This window comes from Paenibacillus sp. EB106-04-04-XG159, assembly GCF_058791835.1.
Genome location: NZ_JBYTDY010000007.1, coordinates 35,813 through 53,274 on the forward strand (window position 1 = coordinate 35,813; position 17,462 = coordinate 53,274).

Genomic DNA, 17,462 nt, shown 5'->3' on the forward strand with positions numbered 1-17,462 from the left:
GTTAAAAATACCTATTTGACTGAGGTGGAGTTTGAATGCGTATTCGTGGTTTGATGATGTGTGTTCTTGTAAGTATGGTGAGTCTGATACTGTTACCTTCATCTAATACATTTGCGAGTGTGGAATTCAAGGATACTGCTACTCATTGGGCTAAGAGTGCGATTGTTCAAGCTACTGAGGAACGACTGCTTACGGGGTATGAAGATGGCACATTTAGACCGAATGCATCGATTAGTAGAGCAGAGTTTACTGCGATTGTTGCACGATTGCTTGAGTTACCTGTATCTGTTGAGTCTACAGACTTTAAGGATATTGCAGGCAATTGGGCTGAAGGAGCTATTTCATCTGCTGTACAAGCTGGTGTAATTGTTTCTAGTGAGTTTGGTAGTAAGTTCGAACCAACTAAAGCGATTACTCGTCTTGAAATGGCCAAGATGATCGGTAGAAGCCTAGCGCTGCAAGCAGACTATGAACTCTATCTGGAAAGCTTCAGAGGCTTATATAACGGAGATATTCCAGTAACGGATTGGAAGAAGATCAAGGCTGAGGATGTTCCTTTGGTGGGATTAGCTTACGGCAGCGGTGTGATCGGGGGATATCCAGATGACTCCTTTGGATTGGATAAGAATGCGACAAGAGCTGAAGCTACAGTGATGCTGCTAAGATTGAAGGATGCGAAGGAGAAGAATCCTGAAGAGTTTATGGCGTTAAGGGAGTTGAAGGCTGTAGCAGAAACAGGTTCTAATCTTTCGGTTGTTGAGCCGGAGTATAGGCTTAAAAGAAATTTAGTTGAAAAACCATTAGGGATAGAACACACAAGATATAATGCGACCGTTAAGCGTCTTTATGTAATCAACCATCACGAAGGGCATTATAAGAGCATCTACTTTAATAAGTTTATTGGTGAAAAGAAAAAGGCACAGGATCAATCAGTATTCGATTCAGAAGGTCTAGTAGTTGCTGTTACCGATCTTACTCCTACATATTCGGACTCAGTATATTTTACGTTTAGCAGTATAACGTTAACGCCACAAGGTTATCCAGATATAAATGGAGTGGATCAGAAGTTTGGTTATCGTGATGCAAGATCCTTCCTTAATCCTTATACTACTAAGGGTCTAACAGAAGAGTGGGTTTTTTATGGGAAATATGATAGAAATGAAAACTCAGTTTTACGTATGCTTGGAAATAATGCAACAAAAGGTTCGAGCACAATAATGATGACTTTTAATGGGTCGGTGGACCAATGAATCATAAAGTGAGTATTACTTTGTTGTTTGTTTTAGTCATTCAATTATTTGCACCAATATTAGGAGTTAAAGAGGTTTATGCAGCTATAGATAATGCTCCGTCCTCAAGACCCATTTATGTTACGAATCAAAACATTAATGAGCCAGGTTATTATTGGTGTCAGCGATATAATGGTGATTGGCAGACGGATAGTGCTTATGATGGTATAAAATACAGGAAAAATACTATTTTAAACGGTTTAAATCAACCAGAATTTAAGGATGAAAAAATTACTACACGCGCCAAAGCTGTTTTACCCAAATATTATTGGTATGCTGAAGATTTTCAGAAAGGTTATCATGAATTTGCATTAGAGTCGGTTGTTGAACCTGATATTGATGCTGTTATCTCTCTTACAGCAAGTGGTACAGCTGATAAAGATCCAAAACAAAAGCATTCCGTACTATTTACAGGTGTATCCGGTGCAGGTGTCAAAGGTGGTCCATCTGATAATATATGCGGTCATATGCCTGGATTTATCTATCCTTATAAGATTGAAATAAAATGGAAAGGTTATATACCGCTTTCTTTAGAAGTTGCGCCAACTCAAAAGAGTATCAGTATAAATGATACTTATAAGCTAAAGGCGACTTCCGTTTGGGGTTATAATAGCGGAACAAAAAGATATGAAATAAACCCATCTGAATTACAATTCAAGTCAAGTGATCATTCAAAGGTAGTGGTTAGCTCAGATGGTACGATCACTGGTATAGGCGCAGGAACAGCAATCGTTAAAGCGTATTGGTCAAAATGGGATCTAGCCATTTCAACTAAGGTAACAGTAATGGATGACGGTACCCCAGCAGGGGACTTCGATCCGGTTCCGAATAAGGTTCCATACGGCGATAGCTTCACACTTGTACCCAAGAACATTAACATCCCCTCAGGTAAGACTCTCAAATCCATTACATACAAGATCTATAACCCTGCACGAACTCAACACACTGAATTTTCAACCGGAACCATAACCAATGTCACGATTGACGCCTCGAAATATCCCCGCTTTATTGAAGACAAAGAACAATCCTATCCCATCGATATGTTCGTCACGGATTCTAAAGGGCGCGTATCACCGACCGTAACCAAAAATGTTCAGATCACCAAAAAGGGCGTTCCTATAGGCGGAGGAATAACAGGTGACTTTGAAATCACGCCATCAAAGATAAAGTATAGAGATACCTTCAATATTGTGCCTAAAGACATCAAACCAATCGATCCATGTAAATATACCAGTCATGTATATAAGATTGATCGGCAGGGGTATGAGATCACAACAAGTCCTATTACAGGCATGAATACAAAAAATAGGTATGATTACGCTAACTATCCTCCGAACGTCGGGGTAGGCTACCACGATGTGTATATGAAGATTTACAGCAGCTGTGGAGAGACGGAGTGGATCGGACCAAAGCCATTGATCATTGAAGATAACGGAAATAACACTCCACCGGTAATTAAGATCGGATTCGTAGATCCAGCTGAGCCAACAAAGCGATTAACTCAAGTCGTACAAGGAACTACTCTTGACTTGGTAAACATCTATGACGAATCGATTCCAGTACCATATGATGCGGATGGGGACGAGCTCGAATTTCTAGGCTTCGACTTCTCCAGAAGTACGCCGTGGGGGAAAACAATACCTTCTATATCCACTCAAGGGATTGAGGCTTATCACGGCATCTACATGGGTACGCTCGGTGTTCATCGAGTAGATGCAACGGCGAAGGACGCATTTGGTGGTTTAACAACAGCGACCACCTATATTAATGTCATTCCAGCCAATCCAATACCAGTTATTGAATGTCCAAAAGAAGTAACTGCAAACAAACAATACAATGAGGACTTATTTTCAAGTAAGTATAGCTATTCTCCTAAGAAATACGGACGGATCGATCATTCAAGGGATGAGTGGTTGGATAGACTGCCGATATTTAAAAATGACACTGATGAAGTTATAGACGCAAGGGTAGGCCTGCACGTTTATGATACGGACGGTTTAAAATCGTTAGAGCCAGCTTATTGTACAATTAAAGTGAAGCCCGATATACCGCCAATTGCAAAGCTGGATGTACCAGAAATGACGGTTCGGAATGAACCAGCTTCTATTGTAAACAATTCATACAGTCCAGATGGAGATAAGATCGTCACAGTAGAATACAAGTTCAAATATGATAAGCTGAATGACGGCTTTCATAATGACTCCTGGGAGAAGGTCTTAAGTATGGATTTGAAGGGCTTCGAGTTCTCAGCATCGAAAGTAGGTAAGTATCTGTTCTACACGAAGATAACGGAAGAAGGTGGACGATGGGCGGACACGTCGAAGGTGAATGAATCGATACTGACGCTAAACGTAATCAATCGATCACCAGAAGTTAGCTTCGATCTTTCAGGGATGAATAAGCAGCCTCCCGCAGATGACACCACCGTGTTTTCGGTCGAGGAAATGAATACCTGGGAGCTGAAGCAGACGAATTCAGATAGAGCGATGAACGTATCACGAGATCAGTCATGGACTATCCAAGGTGGTCTGTTGTATTCAGGAAAAGCTCGAAATTTTTATACAACATATCCTAATCCAACATACACAACTACATTCCCTACAGGTAATGGTGACTATTACTACAGAACATACTTCAATCAGTTGGTGGATTATGGATTAGGAACTAACGGACTATCTCCATATCGTGCAATCGATAAGACCAAACCGTATAAAACAGGTAGAATACTGACATTCGGAATGGAAACACCTCTATTTTCAAATGGATACGTATTTTACAGGTATTATGTAAATACAGGAACTGGTCCAAATGCAAGGGACTATAGATTTCATGCAATTCGAATGGAGGATGTACCGGAAGTTGAGCAGTATATCGGCAGTGGTGGACTCCAATGGAGATACAAAACACCGTATACACCGTTAGAGTTGACCGTATCTAACAGTGGATATTATGACGGAACATACCAGAATGCCGGACCAAAGTACGTTTCGCACTACAAAGTGGATGACAATTATCTCTACGTATATTTTTCAGTCGACTACTATGACCACGACGACTACATTAACAATGTACCAAAGACGACTGACTTCTTTGCGAAGGTGTACAGTCTTAAAGACTTAAGTCATATAGGTAATGTTAAACTTAGTGGATATTTAGGTCAAGTCGGTGATAACTTCCACTTCGGTACATCCACTTGGGGTTATTACTCTGGTAAATATCAGTATAAGGTAGATATAGGGTACGCAACTGTACTGGGTCAGAGATCAGTAACTACAAAGTACTTTGCTGACGGTAATCTCGCTAAAAACGAAATCAATGCGTATAAGCAGCAGGTACTAGTTAGCGAATCATCAGGTACTCCGGATTACGGTGACAGATATAGAGCACCTGTGGCTCAGCATAGCATGAAGCCTTATACAGAGAATCTTTTAGCAAAAGATATCTATGGCAACTCGTACTATATGACAGGTTATAGGTTTGACGGCAGTAACCAGTATTTGTACACATATCTATCACCTCGGTTAGTTAAGGTAGATACTTCAAATAAAACTGTTTGGTCTACGTCTCTGACTGCAGCTAATCAAAGTATCTTTTATCTTAATTGTCAAGTGGCCATTGATAACATGTTGAATAACGTACAGGGATGTCAGGGAGCTACGCGATATGACGTGGCAACGGACAACATTTTGTTTACCGAGTACTATTCTCATGATGGTTGGCACACAGGGTATATAGGATACAAGGTTAATGCTAAAAATGGGATTATAATCAGCAGAACTCCTGACTCAGGGGAAAAAATAACTCAATTTAGCGGTCGACAGTATGACTTTTATGGTCCTATAACTGGTAATAGCGTAACTGTTACCATAGAAAATAAACATAATCCTTATGGGTACCAGCCTGTTGCTGACGGAAAAGCAATTCAATGGTTCGAGGAAACTAACAACTACGACTCTTACTGGAAATTTAATATATTAACGGGTACACCCACCACTGAACCAAGAGTTATTAAGACTTTCACCAGTGGTCAGCTATTCAGTCCGATTGATCTATCGAATGTGGAGATGAAGTTTAACTTCAAGGTGACAAATAAGGATTGGGATAGAGAACGTTTAGGATTTTCATTCCGAATGCAGAGTCCGTTTAATAAGTATGCGATTGAATTTGATGGAACAAAAGTCTATTTGATGAAATACGTAAACGGTGCAGCCCACATCCTAGCTCAAAGCAATCAACCACTGCAGGACAACAAGACATTTAATATACGATTACGCACGTTAGGAGACAAGATTGAGTTTTATATCAATAACACTCCTGTATTTAATGTTACAGACGGTTCCTATGTGAGCGGTGCTTTTGGCTATTTCTCTGATAAAGCCTTCGTACACTTTGGCGCACTATCTTACAAACCTATTCAATCAGATGTGGTTGAGTGGATGGACAATTACGCGATCTGGGAGCCTTCAGGAGCTAAAGCAGAAGTGAAATACGAAAATATTAACTTCGATGATCCGGAAAAGGATCCGATGGCGGGAAAATTCACTTGGAGCTATAAACACACGCCGATGTTTTTACGTAACCAAGGAGTATCCAGCTTGGATGGTAAGTCCTTCGAATCGACGCAGCTGACCTTTGATAAAGTCGGACGTTATGTCGTGAGCTTACAGGCCAAGGACGATCCACATCCTGAATACCTGTATCCAGATAACAGATTCAATGAATATCGGATGGATTCCAACGAATTCGTGAATCAAATTACCGTCCATCGTCGGCCTGTAGCGAAGTTCCAGGTATCGCAGCAAGCAGATGGTATGATCAATTGGAATGACGAGAGTTACGATCCTGACAGATGGATGAGCCCAACAGAAATTAGTAAAGACAATACAGGCATCGATTATGCGCAGACACGAGGAATATTGGAGAGAAAATATTACTACATTTCTCCAACAGGCAAAGTCGTAGATGCGAAGCTAACCGCGCCGCAGGAAAAGGGAATGTACGAGATAGGATTGTCCGTCAAGGATGAATACGGTGCTTGGTCGCAATGGGCCGTAAACCATATTGATGTTGGTGTGACCATAGTAGATAGTCCCCCTCTTCCAGGATTCATTCCGAATCCGGTTGCGACTTATCGGAATGTAGACGTAAGCTTTCAATCGACGGCTTATGATAAAGAGGATGGTAATTCTCTCAACTTAGATCACAAATATTACATCAGTAATATGAGTGACGGAAAAGAGTCGTTAGCAAGTGCTAAGCGTGACATTTGGTACAAACAATTTTCTACACTGGGTACATTTAAGGTAAGACAGGTTGTAACCGATTCAAGTAATCAATCAGCAGAGACGTCTAAGACGATTCAGATCATCAACCGTGTACCTGTGGCGAATATTAGCTATCCAGATAGTACAAATCAAACGAAGCCGACATTGGTGGATACGTATACTCCAACGATCACTTGGACATATGCAGATGAGGATCTGGATCAACAAAAGCAATATGAAGTGAAGGTATACAAGTATGGTGGTATATTGATACAGTCCTCGGGTGTATTAAATGGTACTGCGCTATCCTGGAAGGTCAATGCTGCGCTGCAAGACAAGACGGACTATTATGTCGTGGTTCGTGTATTTGATGGCTATGATTGGGGACAATCTGCTCCTAAATATATGAGGATACATGTCAATAGCCCGCCAATTGCAGACTTTGATTACATACCAAAACCACCCTATGAAGGCGATACGATTAGATTCAGCAATAAGTCTACAGACCCTGACGGAGATCCGATGACTTACAAATGGCAAATGAGTGGTCCCAATTATCGATACCAATCATCTGCAACTAATCCGACTGTAAGTTGGATCACCCCGGGAAGTTACATGGTTACCTTGACAGTGTCTGATGGAATGGAAGAACACAGTATAACGAAGCAGATAGAAGTGCTGCCGCTCTGTATTCAAGGACAAGTAATGCATGCCAAGGAGTGGCTGAATCATTTGCAAAAGTGGAACGAAGCGAATCCTGATAAACAACGATCGCTGAATACTTTTTGGGCAGGAGAAAGCTTTGAGTTGGTCGCAAAGCCAACGGTAACAGGCACTGCAACCACAGCTGTGAGCATCAAGGTATATGCAGAGCGAATCGGTCAGGTGCAGCTTGCCAAGCGTAGTGAGGCTTCGTGGGAAGGGTATCTATCTAATGACAATACATCTACCGACTTGGCTATGTTAGCTGATGGGGAGTATTCATTTGTATTTACCGTAACGTATTCCAATGGAGTCCAGAAGACAACCACAGTTCCGATCAACATCTTAGGCAACTGGGATGAGTACTTCCGTTTCCATAGAAGCTTCTAAAATAACAACGCCTCGCGTGGTTCTCATCATGAGTACCGGCGAGGCGTTCTCTTTAGCCGTGCAAGTGTATTAATGAAGATCACGGAACAGACCGACAACTTTGCCAAGAATGGTAACATGATTCAAACGAATCGGTTCCATCGTGGAGTTCTCAGGCTGCAAGCGAATATGATCTTTCTCTTTATAAAATGTCTTGACAGTAGCTTCGTTATCTTCTGTCATGGCGACGACGATATCACCGTTGTTAGCAGTTTGCTGCTGACGCACGATAACGTAGTCACCGTTATGTATGCCAGCTTCAATCATGCTCTCACCGTGAACATTAAGCATGAATACCGTATCATCCTCACGAACCATGTCTAATGGAAGCGGGAAATAATCCTCAATGTTCTCAGTTGCAAGAATAGGTTCACCAGCGGTAACCTTACCGACAACAGGTACTCGTGCGATCGCGTGATTGAAGTTCGAATCTTCTCCGACCATATCTTGGCTGTTTAGAAGCTCAATTGCGCGCGGCTTAGTTGGGTCACGTCGAATGAAGCCCTTCTTCTCGAGTCGATCCAAGTGACCGTGAACTGTTGAACTGGATGCGAGTCCGACAGCCTCGCCAATCTCACGTACAGAAGGCGGGTAGCCTTTCAATCTAACTTCAGTGCGTATAAAATCAAGGATCGCTTGTTGGCGACTAGAAATCTTAGACAATAGAATCAACTCCAATGAGTGCGCTTTTTTTAAATTATACCATAGAACGACCGTTCGTACAAACGTAAGTTCTAAACTTTAGGGGAGATTCTTGTCCACTTTATAAGTGGCTATTCTTATCGATTAATCAGTTATAAGCATGTTATCTGTTTCGGTTAATGTAACCAAGTAAATAGCTCTTAACAAATATAGAGAACGTTTGTTCTAAAATGTTGTTGACTCAAACAAGTGTTCGTGTTAAATTAAGAACAGAGAACAGAACACACGTTTGGAGGACTGGTTAATCATGATGTATACAACTTATCGATCAATATATGCTAGAAGCGCTGTCAAACAACAACAAGCGAAGTCACGAGCTATTCGTTCACGCAGAATGCGTCGAACAGCTCTGCTCATGACATTATTTATAGGTTTATGCTTTACTTTTACCAACATCGTACAAGCGTTGACAGGAGAGTCAGATGCCGTAGTAGAAGCGGGAACACAAGTCGAGAGTGTCATTGTTCAACCAGGTGATACACTGTGGGGTATCGCAGATACTTATCTTCCTGCTGAGGGCAATTATGATATTCGTGAATACATACAAGATATAATGAAGCACAATGATATGAAAGCAAGCAATTTACAAGCCGGCGACGTAATTGAAGTACCGATACTTGCATCTAACTGAGTATTCATTTCTTCCTTATATATGATGCTCATGATGTGTTATAGAAGAGATTCGTATATAGAGCTTATTGCTTGACTTTGAATCACCTCCATGTCAAAGTATTAGTATTGGAAGGACAACTTGGAGGTTAGATATGGAATTAGAGAAATTGATTGCCCGCATAAACGAACTTGCTCGTAAGCACAAGACAGTAGGCTTGACTGATGATGAGGCAAGCGAGCGTGCACGACTGCGTGAACAATATTTAGTTCAATTTCGCGAGCAGGTAAGAGGCCATCTAAACACGATAAAATGGGCTGAAGATGAAGATCAGGATGGACAAGCGCCGTCGACATCGAGATTCGGTCCTCAATAACATGATCTCAAGGTACGGACAGCAATGTTCGTACCTTTGTTAGCGTACAAGAGCTTTAAGCTGTTATGCATTATATGGTATATGCCATTAATGAATCATAAGCTCGGCTCAAACGTATATTCCGTGTATACTGTTTAGTATAACTGAAGTATTTTTACTTAAGCGAATGAATTGTTCATGATTAGGAGGAGTAAGTACAACATGTCACGTAGCTGGGAAAGAAAAGTCCGCAAGAACAGTGCATCATTAAACAAGCAACGCCAGAAATCAGGCAAGCCTACACTCCACACCGGTGTGGAAAAGTACGAGCAATTTAAAGGTAGAAACTTTATTTTGCCGATTGTGCTCATTGCTATAGCGCTGTTATTCGCCTTGGTAGGCAGTGTTCCAGTTGCACAAGGTGCCCAGTCAGCTTGGCTCTATTGGGTAACGATCTTTGCTTATATCGGTCTAGGCTTGATCATCTTCTTCCGCAAGCCTTATCTCAAGATCGGCAAAGACTACGTTTCGACAACCAAGTGGAATCGACCTCGCTTCCTTTATGTCAAGGATATTAAGAAGATTACAGTTCAGCAAGGTTATGTCGTTATTGAAAAGTCTGGCAAAGGCAGCAACTGGGTCTTCTCCCGCTTCCTGAATCGATACAATACTGAAGAAATGGGAGAAGGCGTCATTAAATTTGCGGTACAACATCAAATTCCGTACGAGAAGGTATCGAAGTAAGCATAGGAGTGGGGCAAAGTGACGATTCGGGCGATATGGTTTGACTTGGACGATACATTACTATGGGATGAACGCAGTGTAGAGGAAGCATTCGCAGCAACGTGTCAATTTGCACAGGAAAAAGCTGGAGTCGATCCTGTTAAGTTGGAAGAGTCTGTTCGGGCTGCAGCACGCGACCTGTATGCTTCCTATGAAACTTATCCATTTACTCAGAATATTGGCATTAATCCATTTGAAGCACTATGGGCTCACTTTACAGGTGGAGAGCATAAAGAGTTTCGAATGCTGCAAGAGATTGTTCCACAATATCGAGCTGCGGCTTGGACGCGTGGCCTTGAAGCATTGGACGTGAAGGATGAGGAATTAGGGCGTGCTTGTGCACAGCAATTCATGGAAGAGAGACGCCAACGGCCATATGTTTATGATGAAACGTTTGAAGTGCTGGAACGTCTGCGACAATCCTATCAACTGGTGCTGTTAACGAATGGAGCACCTTGCTTGCAGCAAGAGAAGCTTGACGGTATTCCGGGCATACAGCAGTATTTTGACCATATCTTCATCTCTGGCAACTTTGATAAGGGTAAACCTGCGCTCAGTTTGTATGAGCACGGAATGAAATTGACTGGTATTCGTGCAGCTGAAGCGATCATGGTCGGGGATAAACTTACAACAGATATTCAAGGAGCGGTTAATGCAGGTATGCATAATGCTTGGGTAAACCGCAATGATAAACCGTTAGCTGGACCGGTACAGCCTGAGTATACGATTAAGAGTCTAACTGAACTACAGGAAGTTATTAATCATATCAACAAGCAGCAAACGGTTGAATAGAACAGTTGAAGGACTGGATCTTCATACGAAGATTCAGTCCTTTTTTGATGTCGCAGCTTCAGTGTGATAAATGTCATATTTCGTTCACATATACTGCTGTCTTTAGCTCAATTGAGTCATTACGTTCAAGAAATTGTTGGATATAATGGAAGTTATGATATGCCGTCTCATAGAAGCAGAGGAGTGAATGGTGAATGTGGAAGAAAGCCATATATATATCTAGTGTAGCGTTCGTACTACTAGCAGGTTGCAGCAATGAGCATGAAGGTCATGATATGGGAAGTTCAATGAATTCTCTTGCGATGATCAACGTCGAACTAAGCACACCAGAACAGATAGGATTGAATGAATCTGTAACAATCACAGCATCTGTTACGCAAAATTCTAAAGTTGTTGAGAATGCAGATAAAGTAGAGTTCGAATGGTGGATCGAAGGTGGGGAGCACCAAAAGGTAGAAGTAAAGCATAAAGAAAACGGTAAGTATGAGTGGTCTAATAAGTTCGATCAAGCAGGCAAGTATACCATCATATCTCATGTTACAGTTGGGGCTATGCACTCCATGCCAAGCAAAACTTTTGAAGTAAAGTAATGTAATCGCTTAATTAACGCTGATAAAAATAGAATAATATATACAGCGTTTACATGGTTAATTTCGATAATTCCCTATCTTTCCTATTGGGAAAGATTCTGTTACACTTATTTTCAAATATTTTTACATAGAGGGTGGGCAGAGGGATGAGAAAACCAACGTTACAAGAACGTCTACAGGAACGTATTCTAATTCTTGACGGTGCGATGGGCACCATGATTCAGCAAGCTAACCTTAGCCCAGACGATTTCGGCGGAGATCATTTGGATGGCTGCAATGAGATGCTCGTATTAACGCGTCCTGATGTCATTCGTGGAATCCATGATGAGTATTTTGCGGCTGGAGCCGATATTATTGAAACGAATACATTTGGCGCAACCAGCATCGTACTAGCAGAATATGATCTGCAGGATCGTGCACGCGAAATCAACCTCGCTGCTGCCAAGCTCGCTGTTGAGTCCGCTCGAGCATATTCAACGGCAGATCATCCTCGTTATGTAGCTGGTGCGATGGGGCCGACGACGAAGACACTGTCTGTAACTGGCGGTGTAACGTTTGATGCTCTTGTTGACAGCTATTACGAGCAGGCAGTGGCCCTCATCGAGAGTGACGTTGACGCGCTGCTATTGGAAACATCGCAGGATACATTGAATGTGAAAGCAGGCTCAATTGGTATACAGCGTGCCTTTGAGACAACTGGCATCAAGCTGCCGCTCATGATCTCAGGAACAATCGAGCCGATGGGCACTACACTCGCAGGCCAGAACATTGAGTCTTTCTATGTATCGTTAGAACATTTGAATCCGATCTCGATCGGGCTAAACTGTGCGACAGGTCCAGAGTTTATGCGCGATCATATTCGTTCACTGTCAGCGATCGCAAAGACGGCAGTCAGCTGTTATCCGAACGCTGGATTGCCCGACGAGAATGGACAGTATCACGAATCACCCGATTCATTGGCCCGCAAGATTGCAGCATTCGCCGAACAAGGATGGCTGAACATTGCCGGTGGATGCTGTGGGACAACGCCCGCTCATATTCGCGCACTTGCTGAGACATTGTCGAACTACGAACCGCGCCGTAAATATGGCGAGCATCCTCCTGCTGTATCCGGCATCGATACCGTATATATCGAAGACGAAGGCCGCCCATATATGGTCGGTGAGCGTACAAACGTATTGGGCTCGCGAAAATTTAAGCGTTTAATCGCTGAGGGCAAGATTGAGGAAGCGGCAGAAGTCGCTCGCTCTCAAGTGAAGACAGGCGCGCACGTTATAGATGTATGTTTGCAGGACCCAGACCGAGATGAGGCAGAAGACATGACGTCTTTCTTGCAGGAAGTCGTGAAGAAAGTCAAGGCCCCGCTCGTCATAGATACGACAGATCCTAAAGTTCTTGAGATGTCCTTAAAATATTCGCAAGGCAAAGCAATCATTAACTCCGTTAATCTTGAGGATGGCTTAGAGAAATTCGAGAGCGTTGTTCCGCTTGTACATCGCTATGGCGCAGCATTGGTCGTGGGTACGATTGATGAAAAAGGTCAGGCGATTACGCGTGAAGATAAGCTGGCTGTTGCCAAACGTTCTTATGATATATTAGTCCATGAATATGGTATTCAACCCGAGGATATCATATTCGATCCGTTGGTATTCCCTGTTGGAACAGGGGATGAGCAGTACATCGGTTCCGCTAAAGAAACAATTGAGGGAATCCGATTGATTAAAGCTGAGATGCCGCGCTGTCAGACAATTCTCGGGGTAAGCAACATTTCCTTCGGATTACCGCCTGCAGGTCGTGAGGTGCTAAATTCCGTATTCTTATACGAATGTACAAAGGCTGGGCTTGACTACGCGATCGTAAACACGGAAAAGCTGGAGCGTTACGCCTCTATTCCGGAACACGAGCGCAAGCTATCAGAACAATTGCTGTATCATACGAATGATGAAACGTTAGCGGCATTTGTGACGGCATTCCGCGACCGCATCGTGGCAAAGAAGGAGAAAGCAAGCAATCTCTCGCTTGAAGAGCGACTTGCTTCCTATGTTGTTGAGGGTACGAAGGAAGGTCTCATTCCGGATCTAACAGAAGCGTTGAATAATTATTCATCGCTTGAGGTGATAAACGGACCGTTGATGGCTGGAATGGAAGAGGTTGGACGTCTATTTAACAACAATGAGCTTATTGTTGCCGAGGTGCTGCAAAGTGCGGAGGTCATGAAAGCCTCTGTCGCGTTCCTAGAACAGTTTATGGAGAAAAATGAATCAGCGGTAAAAGGTAAGATCCTATTGGCCACTGTTAAAGGCGATGTTCATGACATCGGTAAAAACCTAGTCGAAATCATTCTCTCCAATAATGGATACGAGATCGTGAACCTCGGTATTAAAGTTCCACCAGATCAATTAATCGAGGCTTATCACCGTGAGAAGCCTGACGCGATCGGGTTATCCGGTCTCCTTGTAAAATCAGCGCAGCAAATGGTCATCACTGCACAGGATCTTCGTAATGCGGGCATCGATGTGCCGATCATGGTTGGTGGTGCCGCGCTGACGCGCAAGTTTACGAAAAATCGTATTATACCTGAATATGACGGGCTTGTTCTCTATGCAAAAGATGCTATGGACGGACTAGATATCGCCAATAAGCTGATGAATGATCAGGAGCGCAGTCTGCTCGTCGATGAACTCCGAGCACATAAAGAACGGCTGGCACTAGAGCAGGAGCAAGAAAATGAGCTTCCGCAATTGTCACGAGTCGTTCGTTCAAACATTCGTGAAGAGATTGTATATATTCCGCCTGATCTAGAGCGGCATGTCATTCGTGACATCGAGACGCAACAGATCGTTCCTTATCTGAACTTCCAGATGCTGTTAGGTCATCATCTCGGAGTGAAAGGCAAGATTGATAAGCTTCTGGAAGCTCGTGATCCGAAGACGCTGGAACTGAAGGAAACGGTTGATACGCTGCTGCGTGAAGGTTCGAGCAACGGCTTGCTGAGAGCCAACGCCATGTATCGCTTCTTCCCAGCACAATCAGAGGGCGATTCCATCCATATTTACAATCCAGATCATCTGGAAGAAGTGCTTCACACGTTCACATTCCCGCGCCAGCAAGTTGAGCCATATCTCTGCTTATCGGACTTCCTGCGCAGCAAGGACAGCGGTGTGATGGACTATGTAGGCTTCCTTGTTGTAACAGCGGGCAGCGGCATACGAGATCAAGCTGAAGAGTGGAAGAAGGAAGGACAATATCTGCGTTCGCATGCACTGCAATCTCTTGCGCTTGAACTTGCTGAAGGGCTTGCTGAACGGATCCATCATATGATGCGTGAAGCATGGGGCTTCCCTGACCGCGACGACATGACGATGAAGGAGCGATTCGGCGCTCGCTATCAAGGAATTCGCGTATCCTTCGGATATCCTGCATGTCCGAACCTCGAGGATCAGGAACCGTTGTTCAAACTGATGAAGCCTGAAGATATCGGAATTCACTTGACTGAAGGTTATATGATGGAACCCGAAGCGTCAGTGAGTGCAATGGTGTTTGCACATCCTCAAGCTCAATATTTTAATGTAGATAAAGCATAAATCAAATAATAAGTTGAATTTGCTCATCTCTTGCCAGCAGCCTCTGTATTCCTTTAAGAATACAGAGGCTTTCTTTTCTATAAGGGTAACGAAGAAACTAATTGCTGACTCCGCCTCAAAAATTGTGTATAACAGAATCAATAGTACTGCATTACAGATAACAGCACGAATGGAAGCTGCAGAATGGCGGGAAACTATACCTTTAGATACGATTAGATATGTTATAGTAAAAGAAACTTGAGGCATCGAGCCATTATTTTAATGAGAATGAAGGTGGAAGAGTGGATCTCTATTTCTTAGGAACTGGAGCAGGTACACCAACGACACGTCGCAATGTGAGCAGCTTGGCATTACGCTTATATGAAGAACGCGGCACCTTTTGGTTGTTTGATTGTGGTGAAGGAACGCAGCATCAGATCTTGCGTTCGCCATTGAAGCTAAGTAAATGTGAATTTATATTTATTACCCATCTGCACGGAGACCATCTATTCGGTTTGCCAGGGTTACTGGCCAGCCGTTCCAGTCAAGGAGCACAGACACCGCTAACGGTATTCGGACCGCAGGGCTTGGGTGATTATATGAAGACGGTATTCGGTGTCAGTCGAACGGAAGTAAACTATCCGCTGCTTATTAAGGAAATTGATGCTGGACCCGTCTGGTCTGATGAGCATTTTTCAGTAATAGCACTTCCCTTGGATCATCGTATTCAAAGTTTCGGATATCGCATTCAAGAGAAGGATCGTCCAGGTAAGCTCAAGTTTGAACTGCTGCGCGATAAAGGAATTCCTCCGGGACCGATCTATGGCCAACTGAAAAAGGGTGAGGATGTTCAGCTTCCTGACGGAGAGTTTCTGTTTGCAACATCTGTGCTGGGTGAACCGATCCCTGGCAGAACGGTAGCCATTCTTGGCGATACTCGACCCTGTGATAATGCAGTCCGATTAGCTCGGAATGCGGATCTGTTAGTCCATGAAGCGACCTTCTTGGACGATAAAGCAGAGAACGCTAATGAATTCGGCCATTCAACGGCTAAGCAAGCTGCGCAGATTGCAGTAAAGGCCGGAGCCAAGAAGCTCGCGTTAACGCATTTCAGTTCGAGATACAAGGACGAGGATATGATGAATGAGCTGCTTGATGAAGCTCGTCAGGTATTTCCCGTAGTTGAGCTTGCCGATGAGCATATTGTGATATCCATGACACAAACGTCAGAAGAGAATTCTGATGAGCTGCATGAAGAATAATACACTTTACAGGGAGGCGGCGATAAGCCGTTTCTTTTTTATAATCGGGAAATGTTCGCGTTGATTATTTTCCGGGAAAGCGCAGGGAATGACAACTTTGGTTGTCTTGAACGAATTATGATGAAGATTCAGCGGAGTTCGACGCGGGTTGTCGTCGCAAGAAGTCGAATTCTCATGCAAACCATGCTTGCATGGCAGTGCGGTGTTCATTACAATGAAATGAATGGAGTTACGAAAGGATTGTCAACATGAATAATGGACTACACTGTAAAAAAGAAGAACTAGCAAATCAACGTCTATGTGCGTTAATCGATTTAGATGGTACGATGTTTCACGGTTCGAATATGATTGAAGGGGCAGATGAACTCGTTACAGCACTTCACCACTGGAATGTGCCAGTATTGTTCGTGACGAACAACTCGACGCGAACTCCTGAACAGGTAGCTGCATTGCTCCAATCTATGGGAATACCTGCGGAATCAGATGATGTCGTAACTTCCTCACAAGCAGCTGCTGCATATATTAGTGAGCAGCATGTCGGTGAGCAAGTGTTTGTAATTGGTGAACAGGGCTTGAATCAGGCCTTGGATGAAATGGATGTACAATGGTCATCTGAACCTGAGACTGTATATGGAGATACGAAGTTTAATGTCGTGGTGCAGGGGCTGGACCGCAGCTTTACTTATGCGAAGCTCGAGGCAGCGTCAAGCGCAATTCGCGCAGGTGCTAAATATATCGTGACGAATCCAGATCTGAAGCTGCCATCAGACAAAGGCATATCCCCGGGAGCTGGCACGCTAACTGCGGCCATCGCTGCTGCAACGGACAGCACGCCTGTCGTCATCGGCAAGCCGAGTCGTATCATCATGGATGTGGCGCTGAAGAGACTGGGATGCACAGCGGAGGAAGCAATCGTGATTGGCGATAATATGCTGACGGACATTATGGCTGGTGCAAATGCTGGTTGTCATACAGCTTTAGTGTTAACGGGTGTGACAACAGAGAGCAATTTGGCATTTTATATAGAGAACACAGGGGTTTCTCCTGACATCATATGTAAAGACTTATTCGCCATGAAGCAATGGTTTGCAGAACGATATGAGCAGTAATCAGTACGATCA

At 43.4% G+C, this 17,462-nt stretch carries 11 protein-coding genes; 10 read left to right on the forward strand and 1 reads right to left on the reverse strand.

The window, feature by feature from the left end; genetic code table 11:
* Positions 1 to 35: 35 nt before the first annotated feature.
* Positions 36 to 1,250, forward strand: a complete 1,215-nt coding sequence (locus tag AC3WTP_RS10385; protein WP_492394535.1) for an S-layer homology domain-containing protein — start codon at positions 36 to 38, stop codon at positions 1,248 to 1,250.
* Positions 1,247 to 7,645: a PKD domain-containing protein gene (locus tag AC3WTP_RS10390; protein WP_492394536.1), complete on the forward strand. Its 6,399-nt coding sequence runs from the start codon at positions 1,247 to 1,249 to the stop codon at positions 7,643 to 7,645. Before AC3WTP_RS10385 ends, AC3WTP_RS10390 begins: the two co-directional genes overlap by 4 nt.
* Before the next feature lie 69 nt (positions 7,646 to 7,714).
* Here the strand turns inward: AC3WTP_RS10390 and lexA are convergent, their stop codons facing one another.
* Positions 7,715 to 8,347, reverse strand: a complete 633-nt coding sequence (gene lexA / locus AC3WTP_RS10395) for a transcriptional repressor LexA (RefSeq protein WP_492394537.1) — start codon at positions 8,345 to 8,347, stop codon at positions 7,715 to 7,717.
* A 286-nt stretch (positions 8,348 to 8,633) separates the two neighbouring features.
* Here lexA and AC3WTP_RS10400 point away from each other — a divergent pair, with 286 nt between their 5' ends.
* The 8 genes from AC3WTP_RS10400 to AC3WTP_RS10435 all read left to right on the forward strand — a co-directional run bounded on the left by AC3WTP_RS10400 (position 8,634) and on the right by AC3WTP_RS10435 (position 17,450).
* Positions 8,634 to 9,017, forward strand: coding sequence for a LysM peptidoglycan-binding domain-containing protein (locus tag AC3WTP_RS10400; RefSeq protein ID WP_492394538.1), 384 nt, complete (start codon positions 8,634 to 8,636; stop codon positions 9,015 to 9,017).
* 133 nt (positions 9,018 to 9,150) lie between these two features.
* Complete coding sequence (locus AC3WTP_RS10405; protein WP_492394539.1) at positions 9,151 to 9,372, forward strand: DUF896 domain-containing protein; 222 nt, start codon at positions 9,151 to 9,153, stop codon at positions 9,370 to 9,372.
* A gap of 201 nt (positions 9,373 to 9,573) precedes the next feature.
* Complete coding sequence (locus tag AC3WTP_RS10410; RefSeq protein WP_492394540.1) at positions 9,574 to 10,095, forward strand: methyltransferase; 522 nt, start codon at positions 9,574 to 9,576, stop codon at positions 10,093 to 10,095.
* Positions 10,096 to 10,113: 18 nt separating this feature from the next.
* Positions 10,114 to 10,926: an HAD family hydrolase gene (locus tag AC3WTP_RS10415; protein WP_492394541.1), complete on the forward strand. Its 813-nt coding sequence runs from the start codon at positions 10,114 to 10,116 to the stop codon at positions 10,924 to 10,926.
* Positions 10,927 to 11,120: 194 nt separating this feature from the next.
* Entirely contained in the window at positions 11,121 to 11,516 is a 396-nt protein-coding gene (locus AC3WTP_RS10420; protein WP_492394542.1) for a FixH family protein, read from the forward strand.
* A 146-nt stretch (positions 11,517 to 11,662) separates the two neighbouring features.
* The gene (gene metH, locus AC3WTP_RS10425) at positions 11,663 to 15,100 is read left to right on the forward strand and encodes a methionine synthase (protein ID WP_492394543.1); all 3,438 of its coding nucleotides are present in this window, start codon (positions 11,663 to 11,665) and stop codon (positions 15,098 to 15,100) included.
* A gap of 281 nt (positions 15,101 to 15,381) precedes the next feature.
* Positions 15,382 to 16,341 carry a ribonuclease Z gene (rnz, locus tag AC3WTP_RS10430; protein ID WP_492394544.1) on the forward strand — a complete coding sequence of 320 codons (960 nt, stop codon included), beginning with the start codon at positions 15,382 to 15,384 and terminating at the stop codon, positions 16,339 to 16,341.
* A gap of 248 nt (positions 16,342 to 16,589) precedes the next feature.
* Positions 16,590 to 17,450: a TIGR01457 family HAD-type hydrolase gene (locus tag AC3WTP_RS10435; RefSeq protein WP_492394545.1), complete on the forward strand. Its 861-nt coding sequence runs from the start codon at positions 16,590 to 16,592 to the stop codon at positions 17,448 to 17,450.
* Positions 17,451 to 17,462: the final 12 nt, after the last annotated feature.

Excerpts from the sequence above, each read along its gene's own strand:
- AC3WTP_RS10385 (WP_492394535.1), top strand. The coding sequence starts at position 36 with ATGCGTATTCGTGGTTTGATGATGTGTGTTCTTGTAAGTATGGTGAGT.
- AC3WTP_RS10390 (WP_492394536.1), top strand. The coding sequence starts at position 1,247 with ATGAATCATAAAGTGAGTATTACTTTGTTGTTTGTTTTAGTCATTCAA.
- AC3WTP_RS10400 (WP_492394538.1), top strand. The coding sequence starts at position 8,634 with ATGATGTATACAACTTATCGATCAATATATGCTAGAAGCGCTGTCAAA.
- AC3WTP_RS10405 (WP_492394539.1), top strand. The coding sequence starts at position 9,151 with ATGGAATTAGAGAAATTGATTGCCCGCATAAACGAACTTGCTCGTAAG.
- AC3WTP_RS10410 (WP_492394540.1), top strand. The coding sequence starts at position 9,574 with ATGTCACGTAGCTGGGAAAGAAAAGTCCGCAAGAACAGTGCATCATTA.
- AC3WTP_RS10420 (WP_492394542.1), top strand. The coding sequence starts at position 11,121 with ATGTGGAAGAAAGCCATATATATATCTAGTGTAGCGTTCGTACTACTA.
- metH (WP_492394543.1), top strand. The coding sequence starts at position 11,663 with ATGAGAAAACCAACGTTACAAGAACGTCTACAGGAACGTATTCTAATT.
- AC3WTP_RS10435 (WP_492394545.1), top strand. The coding sequence starts at position 16,590 with ATGAATAATGGACTACACTGTAAAAAAGAAGAACTAGCAAATCAACGT.